The organism is Cellulomonas sp. P5_C6, from assembly GCF_054049635.1.
The window spans coordinates 30,074-45,478 of the sequence record NZ_JBFULZ010000005.1 but is presented as its reverse complement, the minus strand read 5'-3'; the positions used below and the strand labels follow the sequence as shown (position 1 = coordinate 45,478).

Here is a 15,405-nt window from a genome sequence, read left to right as displayed (position 1 = left end):
GGTCCGCGACGAGGTGGTCGAAGTCCGTCGTCGCGACGAACGGACCCTCGGCCCCCTGCAGCTTCTGCGTGAGGTAGGGGACGCGCTCCTCCTCGCCGGGGTGCAGGTACGCCTGCTGGTCGGCGGCGAGGCCGTCGCGACGCAGCTCGTTCCAGCTGGTCACCGACCACACCGCGGCCTGGACGCCCCAGTCCTCGGCCAGCAGCTTCTTGGCCTCGAGCGCCCACGGCACCGCGACGCCCGACGCCAGGATCTGGGCGCGCGGCCCGTCACCCTCGGCCGGCGACACCAGGTGGATGCCGCGCAGGATGCCCTCGACGTCGACGCCCTCGGGCTCCGCCGGCTGGTGCATGGGCTCGTTGTAGACGGTGAGGTAGTAGATGACGTCGCGGTCACGGTCTTGACCCTCGCCGTACATCCGCTCGATGCCGTCCTTGACGATGTGCCGGATCTCGTACCCGTAGGCCGGGTCGTAGTGCACGACGTGGCTCATGGTGCCGGCCAGCAGCGGGCTGTGGCCGTCGGCGTGCTGCAGGCCCTCGCCGGTCAGCGTGGTCCGGCCGGCCGTGGCGCCGATGAGGAAGCCGCGGGCCATCTGGTCGCCGGCGGCCCAGAACTGGTCGCCGGTCCGCTGGAACCCGAACATCGAGTAGTAGAAGTAGAACGGGATCAGCGGCTCGCCGTGCGTCGCGTACGACGTCCCGACGGCCTGGAACGCCGATGCCGACCCCGCCTCGTTGATGCCGGTGTGCATGATCTGGCCGGACTCGGACTCCTTGTAGGAGAGCATGAGCTCGCGGTCCACGGCCATGTAGTTCTGGCCGTTCGTGTTGAAGATCTTGGCGCTCGGGAAGATCGAGTCGAGACCGAACGTGCGGGCCTCGTCGGGGATGATCGGAACCAGGCGGTGGCCGAACTCCTTGTCCCGCACGAGGTCCTTGAACAGGCGCACGAGCGCCTGCGTGGTGGCGACCTCCTGGTGCCCCGAGCCCTTCGCCATGCCCTCGTAGACCTTGGCGTCCGGCAGCGTCAGCGGCTTGTGCGTCGTCCGGCGCTCCGGCACGAACCCGCCCAGCTGGCGGCGACGCTCGAGCATGTACTGGATGCCCTCGTCCTCCGCGCCCGGGTGGAAGTACGGCGGGAGGTACGGGTTCTCGTCGATCTGCTCGTCCGTGATCGGGATCCGCAGCGAGTCGCGCAGCGTCTTGAGGTCGTCGCCCTTGAGCTTCTTCATCTGGTGCGTCGCGTTGCGCCCGGCGAAGCCGGAGCCCAGCCCGTAACCCTTGATGGTGTGCGCCAGGATGACGGTCGGCTGGCCCGTGTGCTCGCGGGCGGCCTTGTAGGCGGCGAAGATCTTGCGGTAGTCGTGACCGCCGCGCTTGAGCGCCCAGATCTCGTCGTCCGTCATCCGCTCCACGAGCGCCTTGGTCCGCGGGTCGCGGCCGAAGAAGTTCTCGCGGATGAAGGCGCCGTTCTCGGCCCGGTACGTCTGGAAGTCGCCGTCGGGCGTCGTGTTCATCAGGTTGACGAGCGCGCGGTCCTTGTCGGCCTGGAGCAGGGCGTCCCACTCGCGGCCCCAGACGACCTTGATGACGTTCCAGCCGGCGCCGCGGAACTGCGCCTCGAGCTCCTGGATGATCTTGCCGTTGCCGCGCACCGGGCCGTCGAGCCGCTGCAGGTTGCAGTTGACGACGAACGTGAGGTTGTCCAGGCCCTGCTGGCCGGCCAGCTGGAGCATGCCGCGGGACTCGGGCTCGTCCATCTCGCCGTCGCCCAGGAACGCCCAGACGTCCTGCTGGCTGGTGTCCTTGATGCCGCGCAGGTGCAGGTACCGGTTGGTCCAGGCCTGGTAGATGGCCGACGACGGGCCGAGGCCCATCGAGACCGTCGGGAACTCCCACAGGTCCGGCGCCAGGCGCGGGTGCGGGTACGACGGCAGGCCGCCGCCCGGGTGCGACAGCTCCTGGCGGAACCCGTCCAGCTGGTGGGCGCTCAGGCGGCCCTCGAGGAAGGCGCGGGCGTAGACGCCGGGGGAGGCGTGACCCTGGAAGTAGACCTGGTCGCCGCCGCCGGGGTGGTCCTTGCCGCGGAAGAAGTGGTTGAGACCCACCTCGGTCAGCGTCGCGACCGACGCGTACGACGAGATGTGCCCGCCGACGCCGACGCCGGGGCGCTGCGCGCGCGTGACCATGACGGCGGCGTTCCAGCGGATCCACGAGCGGTAGCGCCGCTCGAGGGCCTCGTCACCGGGGAAGTACGGCTCGTCGTCCACCGCGATGGTGTTGACGTACGGCGTGTTGAGCGAGGCCGGGATGGCCACGTTCCGCTGGCGCGCGTGCCGCAGCATGCTCAGCAGCACGTAACGCGCGCGCGGGCCGCCCTTCTCGTCGATGAGTCCGTCGAGGGACTCCACCCACTCGCCGGTCTCGTCCGGATCGATGTCCGGCACCTGGCTGAGCAGGCCGCCGATGAGCGGTCCCGTCTCGTCGATCGAAGCCACCTGCGCTCCTTGCGTCTCGTCCGCGCGCACGAGCCCGGTCGGCATCGGCGGCGCATCTGTTCCGTGCCCCGCCGGACACGCCTGGGTAGGCGCTCTGCGACGGGGTGCGGGTAGTCCACCCATTCTCGGACCCCGAGGGCCCGAAAGTCACACCGAGTACCGAGAACCTCCACGTGACGTCCATGACAGTGCGGTCATTCCGCCTCCGCGAAGGCCTCCGGTGCCGTCCGCTCGCGCCGCTGCGCCACGGGCGGCAGCATCAGGGCCCCCGCCGGCACGTCGTCCACGACGACGGCGTGCGCGCCGACCTGGGCACCGTCGCCGACGAGGAGCCGGTGACCCCGGCGCGGCTTGACGAGCGCCCCCGTCCCGACGACGACGTCGTCGCCGAGGACCACCGCGAGGTCCGAGCCGGCCGCCTGCGACCCGGCCGTGATGGTCACGTTGTGGCCGATCTTGACCCGGTGACCGATCCGGGTGTTCGGGTGGACCACGGTGCCCAGCCCGTGGTGCCAGAGGGTCACGTCCCGGGGGACGTCGCACTCGTACGGCAGGACCGCGTGGAAGAGGAGGAAGTTGACGGCCTTGAGCACCCGCGCGAGCGGCGTGAGGCGGCTCCGGTGAAGGCGGCACGACATCCACCACAGGGTTTCGGGGCGCATCGGGCCTCCAGGGTGTCGGCGGAGCTCGAACATAGCGGCCGGGGGGTCCCGACACCATCATCTCTGCAGGTCTTGCGTGCGCCCGTCCCTGTGCGGTGGGCTAGCGTGTGCGGCAATGAGCAGGTGGTCCCCGACGGGGGCCGCACAGACGGAAGGGAGCGGTCCGGACGTGTCATCCACCGCGGACGAAGGCGCGTCGCAGGCGGCCGCCCGCCTGGGCTTCTCCTCGGGTCAGGTGATCCAGGAGTTCGGCTACGACGACGACGTCGACGACGAGCTGCGCGCCGGCCTCGAGACAGTGACCGGCACCGAGCTGGTCGACGAGGAGTTCGACGACGTCACCGACGGCGCCGTGATCTGGTTCCGCGACGGCGACGGGGACCTCACAGACGCGCTCGTGGACGCGATGACGGTGCTCGACGACGGGGGACCCATCTGGGTGCTCACGCCGAAGGCCGGACGGTCCGGGCACGTCTCGCACAGCGACATCGAGGAGGCCGCGACCACCTCGGGGCTGCACGCGATGAGCACGTTCTCGATCGCGCCCGACTGGTCCGCCACCCGGCTCGGTGCCCGGGGCCGCGGCCGCTGACCGCACGCAGACGACGACGGAGGGGGTCCCGGCCGAATCGGCCGGGACCCCCTCTGCTCGTGTCAGGTGCGACGAACCGTCACTTGACGCCCGGCAGGGCCGGCTGGCGCGGCGTGCCGCCGCCACCCGGGGTCGCCGCGGTGTTGTTGGTGACCACGCGCATCAGCGGGTACAGCTGGCGGAAGTCGTTGTTCGCGGCCGTCGCCTGGGCGGGGTCGCACGACTGCTCGCAGAACAGGGACGCCGTGCCGGAGCGCACCAGCACCAGTGCGCCGTAGTCCTGCAGCGCGTGGCCGAGCGCCTTGCCCTCGGGGCTCAGCTTCATGGCGTCGATGTTGACCGACGGCGGGATCGCCGCCATGGTCCCCATCGGCACGTTGCCCGAGTAGGCGGTGGCGCCGTTGGAGTCCTGCGTCCGGGCGGGCCAGACCGGGCCGTCCTTCAGCAGCTCGTCGGGGAGCCCGATGGCCAGCACGTGCTTGATCGAGAGCGCCTTCAGCTCCTTCTCGCGGATCAGGCCGATGTAGAAGGAGATGCCCGAGGCGCGCGCGCCATCGACCATGCCGTCGCCACGCAGGTCGGTCTGCACGGCGCGGGTCGTCGTCCACTTGTCGGTGCCGACGTTGGTGAACTTGTAGAACTCCCAGCCGGTGATGCCGTCGGGCTGGATGACGCCCACGTGCATGTCCGTGCCGTACGTCGGCTGCGTGTCACGGGGGACCCGCACCTTGTAGACGGCGCCGTTGGAGAGGTTGGTGACCGTGGCGACCGGGTCGGCGGACGTGGCCACCTTCACCGCGATCGACCAGCGCACCGAGTTGACCACGGAGGTCTCGGCGAGGAAGTCGTGCGTGCGGGGCGCCGTCACGGACTCGTACTTCGCGCCCGAGCCGATGGCGATGTTCCACGGCGCGGTCGAGGAGAACGGGTAGTACGTGGCGTCGCGGCTGCCCGGCTTGGCCGGCGCCGCCGGCGCGGTGGGCGTCGGGGTCGGGGTCGGCTTGACCGTCGGCGTGGGAGTCGGCGTCGGCTTCGGCGTGGCGGTGGGCGTGGCCGTGGGGGCCGGCGCCGGCTTCGCGGTGACCGAGGGGACCGGCGTCGGCGTCGCGGAGGGGGTCGCGGTCGCCGTGCCCCGGTTGGTCGGGATCGCCCAGACGACGGCGCCGCCGGAGATCGCGACCACTCGACCGTCGTCCTGGACGACGACCGGTGCGCAGCTGGAGGCCACCTCGTTGTGCCAGACGAGCGTGCCGTCGGCCTTGAGGAGCCGGAGGTCACCGCTGGTCGTGAGGTCGAGGTGCGCGCCTGCGCCGCCGGACTTCTTCCAGATCGACCCGCCGGCCGCCGTCCGGATGATGAGGTCGCCGTTGGCATCGAGGACGAAGGCGAACTTGCCCCCCGTCGACGAGATCTGCTGGCCGACCTTGAGGCTCTGGCCAGGGACGAGACGGTCGGCGGCCACGGGGGCGCACGTCGCCGTCGGCGGCTTGGTCGGGTCCCAGCCCTCGACCGAGACACTCTTGGGGCGGGACGCGGGGACGCTCCACAGCTCCGTGGTGTTCTCGGCCAGGACGACACGCCCGTCGCCGAGCATCACGACGGCGGCGCAGTCGGACAGCACGCCCGTGTGCCAGCGGACGACGTCGGCCTTGTCGCGCAGGACCAGGTCGCTGCCGGCCTCGACGGCGAGCGTCGAGCCGCTGCCGAACGGACCCTTCTTCCACAGGGCGCCACCCGCAGCCGTCCGGATCGCCACGGTGCCGTCGGTCTCGAGGCCGAACGTGTACTTGCCGTTCAGCGACGTGATCTTCTGGCCGGCCGCGAGGCTCTCACCCGGGATCAGCCGATCGCTCCGCGATGGGGCGCACGCCTGGGTGTCTGCCTGGGCCATCTGCGGGAGGGCCAGAGGGATCGCGAGCAGGCCGGCGGCGAGGGCGGCGGCGACGAGTGTCTTGCGGAAGCGAGTCAGCATGCACATTCCTCTGTCATGGCGGCGGGACCCCGCCAGGCGGTGGGACGGGCGTCGTTCTGGCATCTCTTCCCGACCGCGCCGAACGGCTGGACGGCCGTCCTGCGCGCGAGTTGGGAAGAATGGTGCCCACGAGTAGATCGGATGTCCAGGTCGCCCACTTGCGCCGCTCGTGTCGGGTTCACCCGGTTGGCCCTGAAACCGGGTGTCATGGCGTGGTACGTCGTGACCTAAACGTTATAGAACGCCTGGTGAGACGCGTGACGACGGGGGGAGCACGGCGACCGTGCCCGCGTCAACGGAGAGCGGCCAGATGTCGACGAGGGTCGTGTCCACGATGTGGACACTTGGCTCGACACGAAAGAGTGGTCCGCAGTTGTTACAGTCCGCGGCATGGCAGACAGCACCCCGGCGCTCGGCGCCCCGGCCCCCGACTTCTCCCTGCGCGACACCCACGGCACGCCGGTGACCCTCAGCGGGCTGCGCGGCGGACCCGTCGTGATCGTCTTCGTCCCGTTCGCGTTCTCGGGGACGTGCACCGGCGAGCTGTGCGAGCTGCGGGACAACATCAGCGAGTTCGAGGAGGCCGGCGTCCACGTCCTCGTCGTCTCCTGCGACCCGGGGCACTCGCTGCGCGCGTGGGCGGCCCAGGAGGGCTTCGGGTTCGACCTGCTGTCCGACTTCTGGCCGCACGGCGAGGTCGCGCGCGCGTACGGCGTCTTCGACGACTCCCGCGGGTTCGCCGTGCGGGGGAGCTTCCTCGTGGACGCGGAGGGCGTGCTGCGCTGGAGCGTGATCAACCCTCCGGGGCGTGCGCGGGACTTCTCGTCCTACCGTGCGGCCCTCGCGGACCTCGCCGCCTGACGGTGGGCGCGCCGGTAGGCTGAGCGCCCGTCGAGACGCCCGCCAACCGGGCGCCCGTCGGGGCCTGTAGCTCAGCTGGTCAGAGCGCCGCGCTTACACCGCGGAGGTCGCCGGTTCGAAACCGGCCGGGCCCACCCTGCACGTCACCGTCGGCAGAGCCGGCCGTTGTTAAGGTCCGGCCATGCCTTTCGTCTCCGCCCTCACCGTCTACCCGGTGAAGTCCCTCGCGGGGACCCCGCTGGACGCGATGAGCGTCGACACCTCCGGGCCGCGCGGCGACCGCCGGTGGATGCTCGTCGACGAGTCCGGCGAGACGCTCACCGCGCGCAAGCACCCCGTGATGCTCGGGGCTCGCGCGACCACGGTCGACGGCGGCGTGCTCCTCACCGCCCCGGGACGCGGACCATTGGTGGTCCCCGAGCCGAGCGGGCGGGCCGACGTGCCCGTGCGGATGAGCCGCATCGAGACCGCCACGGGGGCCGGTGCCGAGGCCGACGCGTGGTGCACCGCGCTGCTGGGTCGTCCCGCACGGCTGCTCTGGCTGGACGACCCGGCCCGGCGCGGCATGGCGGAGAAGCACGGCGGCACCCTGGACGACCCGATGTCCCTCAACGACAGCGGCCCGCTGCACGTGACCACCACGGCCTCGCTCGCCCGGCTCGACGCCTGGGCGTCCGAGCTGCACGACGAGCGCGTGGAGCGTGCGCTCACGCGCGGCGAGGCCGCACCCGGGCCACGTCAGGCGCTGGACATGCGCCGGTTCCGGCCCAACCTGGTGGTGGACGGCGACCTCGAGGCGTTCGCGGAGGACCGCTGGTCCACGCTGGTCGTCGGTGACGTCGAGCTGCGGTTCGCGGACCTGTGCGGGCGGTGCGTGATGACGACGATCGACCCGGACACCCAGGTGAAGGGTCGGGAGCCGCTGGTGACGCTCGCCCGGCACCGACGCTGGGACGGCGAGCTGTGGTTCGGCATCCAGATGGTCCCCGTGCGGACGGGGAACGTCGCGGTCGGCGATGCCGTCGAGGTGCGATGAGCCGGCAGGTAGCGTGCTGGGCGTGAGCGTGCCCCGACTTGCCGACGTCCTCTCGCTGCTCGAGCGCCGGTACCCCCCGGCGACCGCCGAGTCCTGGGACGCCGTCGGGCTCGTGACGGGTGACCCGGACCAGCCTGTCCGGCGTGTGCTGTTCGCCGTCGACCCCGTCGCCGCGGTGGTCGACGAGGCGGTGGAGTGGCAGGCCGACCTCGTCGTGACCCACCACCCGCTCCTGCTGCGACCGGTCCACTCGATCGCCGCGACGACGTTCAAGGGGGCGCTGCTGCACCGGCTCGTCCGCTCGGGGACCGCGCTCTTCACGGCGCACACGAACGCCGACGCGGCGACCGGCGGGGTCGCCGACGCGCTCGCCGAGGCCCTCGGGCTCGACGGCACCATGCCCCTGGACCCGGCCCCGGCCGGGCCGCTGGACAAGCACGTCGTGTTCGTCCCGGTCGACGGCGCCGAACGGCTGGTCGACGCGCTGGCCGCGGCCGGCGCCGGCGCGATCGGCGAGTACTCGCGGTGCGCCTGGACGTCGACGGGCGAGGGGACGTTCACGCCGTCGTCGGACGCCTCTCCCACGCTCGGGTCCGCCGGACAGGTGTCGCGCGTGGTCGAGGCGCGCGTGGAGATGGTGGCGCCGCGGCGGCTGCGCGGTGCGGTCGTCGCCGCGATGCGCGCGGCGCACCCCTACGAGGAGCCCGCGTTCGACGTGCTCGAGCTGGCGACGTGGCCCGGGGACACGGGAACCGGCCGGGTCGGCACGCTGGAGCGGCCGACGACGCTCCGCGACTTCGCCACGGCCGTGGCCTCTGCCCTTCCCGCGACCGTCCAGGGCGTGCGCTTCGCCGGCGACCCCGACGGTCGGGTCCAGCGCGTCGCCGTGGTCGGCGGATCGGGCGACTCGTTGTTCGACGCCGTGCGCGCGGCGCGGGTCGACGCCTACGTCACCGCCGACCTGCGCCACCACCCGACGTCCGAGCTGCGGGAGCGGGCGGCCTTCGAGGGTGCCGCGACGCCATACCTCGTCGACGTCGCCCACTTCGCCTCCGAGTGGCCGTGGCTCGCCCACGCCGCCCGGGCGCTCGAGGCCGACCTCACGGCCGCGGGGACTACGGTGGAGACGCGCGTCAGCACGCTGCGCACCGACCCGTGGACGGGTCGCGTCGCGAGCCCCGAGCCGGCCGCACCACACGCTTCGACCGAAGGACACCCGTGACCACAGCCCCCGCAGCGGACCAGCGCCGACTGCTCGACGTCCAGGAGCTCGACACCCGCCTGGACCAGATCGCCCACAAGAAGCGCACGCTGCCCGAGCTGGCCCGGCTGATCGAGCTGGACTCCCAGGTCACCGACCTGCACACGGCGCTGGTGACCTCGCAGACCGCGGTGAGCGACCTGCGGCGCGAGCTCACCAAGGCGGAGGCCGACGTCGAGCAGGTGCGGGTCCGCGCGGCGCGCGACCAGGCCCGGCTCGACTCCGGTCAGGGCAGCCCGAAGGACCTGCAGGCGCTGCAGAGCGAGCTCGTCGCGCTGGGTCGTCGGCAGTCGGAGCTCGAGGAGGTCGAGCTCGACGTCATGTAGCGGCTCGAGGCGCACGAGACCGCGCTGGCCGAGGTGACCACTGCGCACGGGTCGCTCGCGGGCAACCGGGCCGAGGTCGTGGCCGAGCGCGATGCGGCCTTCGCGGCGCTGGACGCGGACGCCGACTCTGTGCGTGCCGAGCGCGCGAAGGCGGTCGAGGGCCTGGACGCCGGGCTGGTGACCCTCTACGAGAAGCTGCGCGCCCAGCTGGGCGGCAAGGGCGCCGGCGCGCTGCGCGGGCGGCGGTGCGAGAGCTGCCGGCTCGAGCTCAACCCGCTCGACGTGGAGGCGATCGTCAACGCACCGCAGGACCAGGTGGTCCGGTGTGAGGAGTGCGGGCGCATCCTGGTCCGGCTCCCGGAGCCCGCCCGGGGCTGACCGGTCGCCAATCGTGGGCGTGAGGGCAAGACTGCGATCGTGACCGACGTCGCCTCGCCCAGCTCACCAGGCCGCGCCCCTCGACCGTCGGGGGCCGGCGTCCGGTTCGACCAGGAGCAGCCCGTCACGGTGGTGCTCGTCCGGCACGGCCAGACGACCATGACCGTCGCCCGCGGGTACTCGGGGTCCGGTGAGCCCGGTCCGCCGCTCGACGAGACCGGCCTCCGGCAGGCGCGCGACGCGGCCGACCTGGTGGACCGCGTCGGCCGTGACCTGTGGGGCGACATCTCGTACCCCACCGAGGTCATCGCCTCACCTATGGTGCGCACGCAGCAGACCAGCGCGATCATCGCCGAGCGGCTGGGCCTCGCGGTCCGGACGGACGCGACGTTCCAGGAGGCCGACTTCGGCGAGTGGCAGGGGCTGACAGCCGAGCAGATCGAGGAGCGGTGGCCGGGGCAGCTCGAGCCGTGGCACACCAGGGCGAACGTGCGGCCGCCCGGCGGAGAGTCGATCGAGGACGTCGGCCGCCGCCTGCAGGCCGGCCTCGACGGGTTGCTGGCGGGCGGCGTCGACCGGACGGTGGTCGTCGTCAGCCATGCCGTGTCGATCCGGGCGGCGCTCGGCGTGACCATGGGCGCCCAGCCGTCGTCGTGGAGCCAGCTGCGGGTGGCGCCGGCTTCGGTGAGCATCGTGCGGCTGTTCGCGGACCGGCGCGACGAGATCGCCGTGGTCGGCGTGCCGAGCGAGGGCTGGTCGTCGCGAGGCTGAGTCAGCTGGTCGCGACGAGCGCCAGCGTGGCGGCGACGACCGCCAGTGGCGCGAGCACGAGGCCCTGTCGCACGATCGTCCCGGCGTGGACGTCGAGCAGCACGGTCCGGCACCGCTGCCACCACAGCACGGTCGCCAGCGAGCCCCACGGCGTGAGGAGCGGGCCGACACCGGTGCCGATGAGCAGCGCGGCGAGCCGCACCGGGTCGGTCGCGGCGGCGGGCTCGAGCGCCAGGTAGGCGGGCAGGTTGTTGATCGCGTTCGACGTCAGCGCGCCCACGGCGGCCAGCCGGAGCAGGTCGCCCGCCGTGCCGCCGGTCCCGGCCGCGTGCGCGAGCAGGGTGCCGAGGCCGTGGGCGTGCGCCGTCTCGACGACGACGAACAGCCCGAGGACGACCAGCAGCGTCCGCCACGGGACGAGGTCGCGCGCGGCGACGGGCAGCTTCTGGTGCCGCAGCAACGTGGCGGCGAGCAGCACGACCGCGACGCCGACGGCGGTCGGCGCGGTCGGGGCGCCGACGACGAAGGCGACGGCGAGCACGCCGACCGCGGCCGCGCAGAGCCCGAGCAGCACGCGGTCCCGCGGGGGGCGCGGCGGGTGCGAGTCGTAGCGGCCGGCCAACGAGCGTCGGTCCCGGATCGCCAGGACGATCAGGGTCACGACGATGGCCGCGAGCGCGGGGGCCCACATCAGCCCGAGGTAGCCGACGCCGGCCTGGCGCAGGTTGTGGTCGGCCAGCAGGTTGGTCAGGTTGGACACGGGGAGCACGAGGGACGCCGTGTTGGCCAGCGCCAGCACGGCGAGCGCGAACGGCAGCGGCGGCGTGTGCGTGCGTCGGGCGAGCGCGATGACCACCGGTGTGAGCAGCACCGCGGTGGTGTCGAGCGACAGCACGGCCGTGCTCACCGTCGCGAGCACCACGACCAGACCCCACAGTGCCCAGCGGCGGCGGCATGCGAGGCGGGACGCCAGCCCGGCGGCGAAGTCGAAGAGCCCTGCGCCCGCGCACATCTCGGCGACGACCGTGAGGCCGGCGACGAACACGAGCACCGGCAGCGTCCGTTCGGCCAGGGCCCGGGCGTCCTCGGCGGGCAACGCGCCCGTCGCCACCGCCGCCGTGCTCACGACGACGGCGACGAGCCACCAGGGCACGTGCCGGCGGCGTGCCACTCAGGCCACGACGAGCGAGAGGGTGCGGGCACCGCGCGCCGGCGGACCCAGCTCGACCGCCAGCAGGTCGGTGCCCACCAGCTCGTGGGCGACCCGAGCGAGGGACGCCGCGTCGTGCGGTGCCCGGCCGCGCCGCGTCAGCAGGTGCCGTGTGAGCACGCCGCGGGTGTGCTTGGCGTTGTGCGAGACCACGGACCGCTGCCCGTCGAGCTCGCGCAGGACGCGGACGGCCACCCAGTCCGCCGACGCCGGCGGGTGCCACGCCGCGAGGTAGGTCGCAGACCGGCAGTCGACCACCAGCTCACCCTCGGGCCGGCCGGTGAGCTCCACGCCGAGCGGGTCGCGCCACGCACCCGGGAGATGGCCGATGCCCGGCAGGTGCGTGGCCATGGAGAGTCGGTACGCGGGGATCTGGTCGTCGGGCGCCACCAGCCCCCACAGGCCCGACACGATCCGGACGCTCTCCGCCGCGCGCGCCCGGCCCGTCGGCGTGAGGCGATCGAGGCCGGCCGCGGCGTAGAGCACGCCGGAGTACACGCGCTTCGCGGGGGCCGTCGGAGCCGCCCGCAGCCCGGTGTTGCGCGCGACCTCGTCGGCGAGGCTCGCACCCACACCGAGCACCTGCATCGCGTCGGGCGAGGCGCTGACCTCGATCAACGCGTCGAGGACCTTCTCGCGGACGGGTGTGAGCCCGGGCGCGGAGAGGCCGTCGAGATCGAGCTGGGGGCCGCGGGCGCGCGGCGGCGTCTTGCCCTCGGAGGGCGGCAGGAGCACGAGCACGCCTGAACTGTAGGCTCCGCGCGACGCCCGAGCGCGAGGAGGACCGCATGGCGCACGTCAAGATCTACGGCCGCCGCGACGTCTGGCAGGACCGCCGCGGCTCCGTGTCGGACGCGATCCACCGCGTCATCACCGGCACCTGGGGACTGCCGCAGGACAAGCGGTTCCACCGCTTCCTGCTCCTCGACGGCGACGACCTCGTGGCGCCTCGCGGCAAGGACTACCTGGTGGTCGAGATCCTCTGCTTCACCGGACGGAGCCGGGAGGCCCGCCGCGCGCTCATCGCCGCCTTCTTCGACGATGTCGCGCCGACGCTGGGCCTGTCCCCCGACGACCTCGAGGTCATCATCATCGAGAGCCCCCCGGAGAACTGGGGCATCCGCGGGGTCTCGGGCGACGAGCTGTCGCTGACCTATCGCGTCGACGTCTGAACCGCGGGCACCGGCACGTCCATCGGTCGGCGCCGCCGCGCCTCGTCCACCTCGGGCATCCCGAGGTCGGCCGGCACCAGCCCACGCGCGCGTCCCACCGAGAGCGCCGACTCGCGGTCGGCGACGCCGAGCTTCATGTAGATCGAGCGGACCTGCGACTTCACCGTGTTCCGGGTGACGAACAACGACGCGGCGATCTCGCCGAGCGTGAGGGGCAGGGCCAGGTGGGCGAGGATCACGCGCTCGCGCCGGGTCAGTCCGTGTGTGGTCTCCATGCCCGTGGTTCGGAGCGGTGGGGACGACGGATGGGTGAAGTTCGCCGAACGTTCGGCCCGGTAGGCTGTCGCCGCGGATGAGTCAGTCAGGCGGCCGCGTCGAGCCCTCGGGCTCGCCGAGGAACGTCCGGGCTCCGTAGAGCAGGGTGGTGGGTAACGCCCACCCGGGGTGACCCGCGGGACAGTGCCACAGAGAACAGACCGCCCGACCGGTCCGCCGGTCGGGTAAGGGTGAAACGGTGGTGTAAGAGACCACCAGCGTGCCGGGTGACCGGTGCGGCTTGGTAAACCCCACCCGGAGCAAGGTCAGACAGGGAGCGTTCGAGGGCTGCTCGCCCGAGCTCCCGGGTAGGCCGCTGGAGGCGTGCGGCAACGTACGTCGTAGAGGGATGGCCGCCACTCGCGCAGCTGCGGGCAACCGCGCGCGAGGACAGAACCCGGCGTATCGACTGACTCATCCGCCCACTCCGGCCCGGCCGAGCGCCGGGCCGACTCGTGGCCGGCCCGGCTCGGTCGGACCTCAGCAGGCGGTCTGGACGGTGGGGTCGATGCCGAGGAAGGTGCGGGCCTCCTGGTCGGTGAGGTAGTCCCGGACCGTCACGCCGTCGTAGTACAGCTCGCCGACCTCGGTGTCGAAGCAGTACTCGTCGCCGGGGATGGTCGAGGCGACGACGGGCGTCGGGAAGTCGTAGAACTTCCATCGGTCGAAGGTGAGGACCTCGCCGGGACCGGACGGGGTGCTGAGCACGATGTTGTCGTCCCAGCTGAGCTTGTAGAAGCCGCCGGGCAGGAAGCCGCCGAACGAGGGGTACCCCATGCCGGCGTACTCGGCGAAGCTGAGCTTGTGGAAGGCGCTGTTGTCGTTCGGCGCGGTGAACAGCTCGGACGAGGTCGACCACCCCAGGACGCGGTACGAGGGCTGCGTGATGGTCGGCGTGGGGTAGCCCGCGCTCGCCCACTCGGCGTAGGTCAGTGCGTGGCGCAGGGGTCCCTGGACCGCCCAGATCGTCGAGCCGTTCGCTTCCTTGGTGTACTGCATGAACGGCACGCTCGTCGTGACGGTCGGCGTCGGGTAGCCCGCGCGCGCCCACTGGTCGAAGGTGATCGACTGCGCCTCGCCGGGCAGGGGCCGGGGGTTGTTGGCCGGCAGCACGGGCGTCGCGACGATGGTGCTGAACCACGGCGCCTTGACGTACTGCGCGGAGGCGCGCATCGGCGACGGGAAGCCCTGGCCCGACCACTCCGCGTAGGTGGCCCAGCGGTACTCGGTGCCGTACGCGATGGCGTGGGCCCAGAGCAGCTGGTCGCTGTACGGCACCGAGTAGAAGCCGAGGGCCGGAACCAGGTTCGCCGGCGGGATCGGTGCGGCCACCGCGGCGCCGGCGGGCACGAGGGCGGCGACGGCGAGGAGCGTCAGCGCGCTGACACGGGCGAACAGCGTTCGGCGCATGGGGGAGCGGTTCCGTTCGAGGAGGAGGGAGTCGGGCGCGCGGCGCGCGGACCGGCGGGAGCCTAACTGGTCACTTGTCCTGGTCGGGAATCGCCGGGCGGTCTTCACCCGGCTCGCCTCGATCGACGCCGGCCCCGGGATTCCGACTGCGCCGATCCACGTCGGCGGGGCACGATGGCTCCCATGAGCACCCTCGACCAGCTGACGTCCGACCTGACCACCGCCATGAAGGCCCGGGACACCGACCGGACGGGCGTCCTGCGCCAGATCATCGGCGCGGTGCGGTTCGAGGCGAAGGCCGGGACGGTCGAGAAGGAGCTGTCCGAGGACGAGGTGCTCAAGATACTGGCGCGCGAGGTGAAGAAGCGGCGCGACTCCGCCCAGATCTACGCCGACGCCAACGCGCCCGAGCGGGCCGCGACCGAGACGGCGGAGGCGGACCTCATCGAGACGTACCTGCCCGCGCAGCTGTCGGACGACGAGCTCGCGGCGCTGGTGTCGTCCGTCATCGACGACGTCGGTGCCACAACCGTCCGGGACATGGGCGCGGTCATGAAGGAGGCCACGGCGCGGGCCGGGGCGTCGGCGGACGGCAAGAAGCTGTCGACGCTGGTGCGCGCGGCCCTCAGCTGACGGTCGCGTCGAGTCGCTGGTAGGACCGTCCCGGGAGCACCGAGGCGACGTCGCTCGTCCAGGGGCGGCTCGGGCATCACGACGAGCCACGAGCCATCCCGGTCGAAGAACCGCAGGTCGCCGTCGAACGCGTAGGTGTCGCGGACGTGCAGGCCCAGGTCGCTCGCCGAGAACGCGACGTTGAACAGCCACGCGGACGGGTCCTGGATCTGCTCATCGCTGTCGAGGTCCCGCGACGTCCACAGGCGCGTCCAGGTGACGCTGCCCGATTTCGAGCCCGGCGCACACCTGTCACCCGTGCGAGTG

The 15,405-nt window shown here is 72.5% G+C and carries 15 protein-coding genes, 1 tRNA gene, 1 other RNA gene and 1 pseudogene; 11 read left to right on the top strand and 7 right to left on the bottom strand.

Going from position 1 to position 15,405, the window contains the following annotated elements; translation table 11 throughout:
* Together aceE and ACXJKG_RS01400 are read right to left on the bottom strand one after the other, a co-directional pair.
* Window positions 1–2,500: pyruvate dehydrogenase (acetyl-transferring), homodimeric type (gene aceE / locus ACXJKG_RS01405; protein WP_456843970.1), on the bottom strand; the 2,500-nt coding region annotated here is incomplete at its 3' end.
* Window positions 2,501–2,694: 194 nt separating this feature from the next.
* Window positions 2,695–3,162 carry a hypothetical protein gene (locus ACXJKG_RS01400; protein ID WP_456843969.1) on the bottom strand — a complete coding sequence of 156 codons (468 nt, stop codon included), beginning with the start codon at window positions 3,160–3,162 and terminating at the stop codon, window positions 2,695–2,697.
* 169 nt (window positions 3,163–3,331) lie between these two features.
* On the opposite strand from ACXJKG_RS01400, the gene ACXJKG_RS01395 reads away from it, so the two are divergent.
* Window positions 3,332–3,754: a DUF3052 domain-containing protein gene (locus ACXJKG_RS01395; protein WP_456843968.1), complete on the top strand. Its 423-nt coding sequence runs from the start codon at window positions 3,332–3,334 to the stop codon at window positions 3,752–3,754.
* A 79-nt stretch (window positions 3,755–3,833) separates the two neighbouring features.
* On the opposite strand, the gene ACXJKG_RS01390 is transcribed toward ACXJKG_RS01395, so the two are convergent.
* Window positions 3,834–5,726 (bottom strand): hypothetical protein, encoded by a 1,893-nt coding sequence (locus ACXJKG_RS01390; protein WP_456843967.1) that lies wholly within the window; start codon window positions 5,724–5,726, stop codon window positions 3,834–3,836.
* A gap of 390 nt (window positions 5,727–6,116) precedes the next feature.
* Between ACXJKG_RS01390 and ACXJKG_RS01385 the strand changes: the two genes are divergently transcribed.
* The 7 genes and pseudogenes from ACXJKG_RS01385 to ACXJKG_RS01355 all read left to right on the top strand — a co-directional run bounded on the left by ACXJKG_RS01385 (window position 6,117) and on the right by ACXJKG_RS01355 (window position 10,359).
* Entirely contained in the window at window positions 6,117–6,587 is a 471-nt protein-coding gene (locus ACXJKG_RS01385) for a peroxiredoxin (RefSeq protein ID WP_456843966.1), read from the top strand.
* Window positions 6,588–6,647: 60 nt separating this feature from the next.
* A tRNA-Val gene (locus tag ACXJKG_RS01380) sits at window positions 6,648–6,721 on the top strand.
* Window positions 6,722–6,768: 47 nt separating this feature from the next.
* The gene (locus tag ACXJKG_RS01375) at window positions 6,769–7,623 is read left to right on the top strand and encodes an MOSC domain-containing protein (RefSeq protein WP_456843965.1); all 855 of its coding nucleotides are present in this window, start codon (window positions 6,769–6,771) and stop codon (window positions 7,621–7,623) included.
* Between the two features lie 22 nt (window positions 7,624–7,645).
* Complete coding sequence (locus ACXJKG_RS01370) at window positions 7,646–8,845, top strand: Nif3-like dinuclear metal center hexameric protein (protein WP_456843964.1); 1,200 nt, start codon at window positions 7,646–7,648, stop codon at window positions 8,843–8,845.
* Window positions 8,779–9,411, top strand: a pseudogene (locus tag ACXJKG_RS01365) (zinc ribbon domain-containing protein); the annotation flags it as partial. The gene ACXJKG_RS01370 and the pseudogene ACXJKG_RS01365, both read left to right, overlap by 67 nt.
* Window positions 9,388–9,588, top strand: a complete 201-nt coding sequence (locus ACXJKG_RS01360) for a C4-type zinc ribbon domain-containing protein (RefSeq protein WP_456843971.1) — start codon at window positions 9,388–9,390, stop codon at window positions 9,586–9,588. The pseudogene ACXJKG_RS01365 and the gene ACXJKG_RS01360, both read left to right, overlap by 24 nt.
* 39 nt (window positions 9,589–9,627) lie before the next feature.
* Window positions 9,628–10,359: a histidine phosphatase family protein gene (locus tag ACXJKG_RS01355; RefSeq protein WP_456843963.1), complete on the top strand. Its 732-nt coding sequence runs from the start codon at window positions 9,628–9,630 to the stop codon at window positions 10,357–10,359.
* A gap of 1 nt (window position 10,360) precedes the next feature.
* Here the strand turns inward: ACXJKG_RS01355 and ACXJKG_RS01350 are convergent, their stop codons facing one another.
* Complete coding sequence (locus tag ACXJKG_RS01350) at window positions 10,361–11,530, bottom strand: SLC13 family permease (protein ID WP_456843962.1); 1,170 nt, start codon at window positions 11,528–11,530, stop codon at window positions 10,361–10,363.
* Entirely contained in the window at window positions 11,531–12,310 is a 780-nt protein-coding gene (locus tag ACXJKG_RS01345; RefSeq protein ID WP_456843961.1) for a YaaA family protein, read from the bottom strand. It abuts the gene before it with no gap.
* Between the two features lie 47 nt (window positions 12,311–12,357).
* Between ACXJKG_RS01345 and ACXJKG_RS01340 the strand changes: the two genes are divergently transcribed.
* Window positions 12,358–12,741, top strand: a complete 384-nt coding sequence (locus tag ACXJKG_RS01340) for a tautomerase family protein (RefSeq protein ID WP_456843960.1) — start codon at window positions 12,358–12,360, stop codon at window positions 12,739–12,741.
* Here ACXJKG_RS01340 and ACXJKG_RS01335 read toward each other — a convergent pair.
* Window positions 12,723–13,016, bottom strand: a complete 294-nt coding sequence (locus ACXJKG_RS01335; RefSeq protein ID WP_456843959.1) for a LuxR C-terminal-related transcriptional regulator — start codon at window positions 13,014–13,016, stop codon at window positions 12,723–12,725. The genes ACXJKG_RS01340 and ACXJKG_RS01335 overlap by 19 nt on opposite strands.
* A 78-nt stretch (window positions 13,017–13,094) precedes the next feature.
* On the opposite strand from ACXJKG_RS01335, the gene rnpB reads away from it, so the two are divergent.
* Window positions 13,095–13,477, top strand: an RNA gene (gene rnpB, locus ACXJKG_RS01330) — RNase P RNA component class A.
* 59 nt (window positions 13,478–13,536) lie between these two features.
* Here rnpB and ACXJKG_RS01325 read toward each other — a convergent pair.
* The gene (locus ACXJKG_RS01325; protein ID WP_456843958.1) at window positions 13,537–14,466 is read right to left on the bottom strand and encodes a hypothetical protein; all 930 of its coding nucleotides are present in this window, start codon (window positions 14,464–14,466) and stop codon (window positions 13,537–13,539) included.
* 183 nt (window positions 14,467–14,649) lie between these two features.
* On the opposite strand from ACXJKG_RS01325, the gene ACXJKG_RS01320 reads away from it, so the two are divergent.
* The gene (locus tag ACXJKG_RS01320; RefSeq protein WP_456843957.1) at window positions 14,650–15,099 is read left to right on the top strand and encodes a GatB/YqeY domain-containing protein; all 450 of its coding nucleotides are present in this window, start codon (window positions 14,650–14,652) and stop codon (window positions 15,097–15,099) included.
* The last annotated feature ends 306 nt before the right edge of the window (window positions 15,100–15,405 follow it).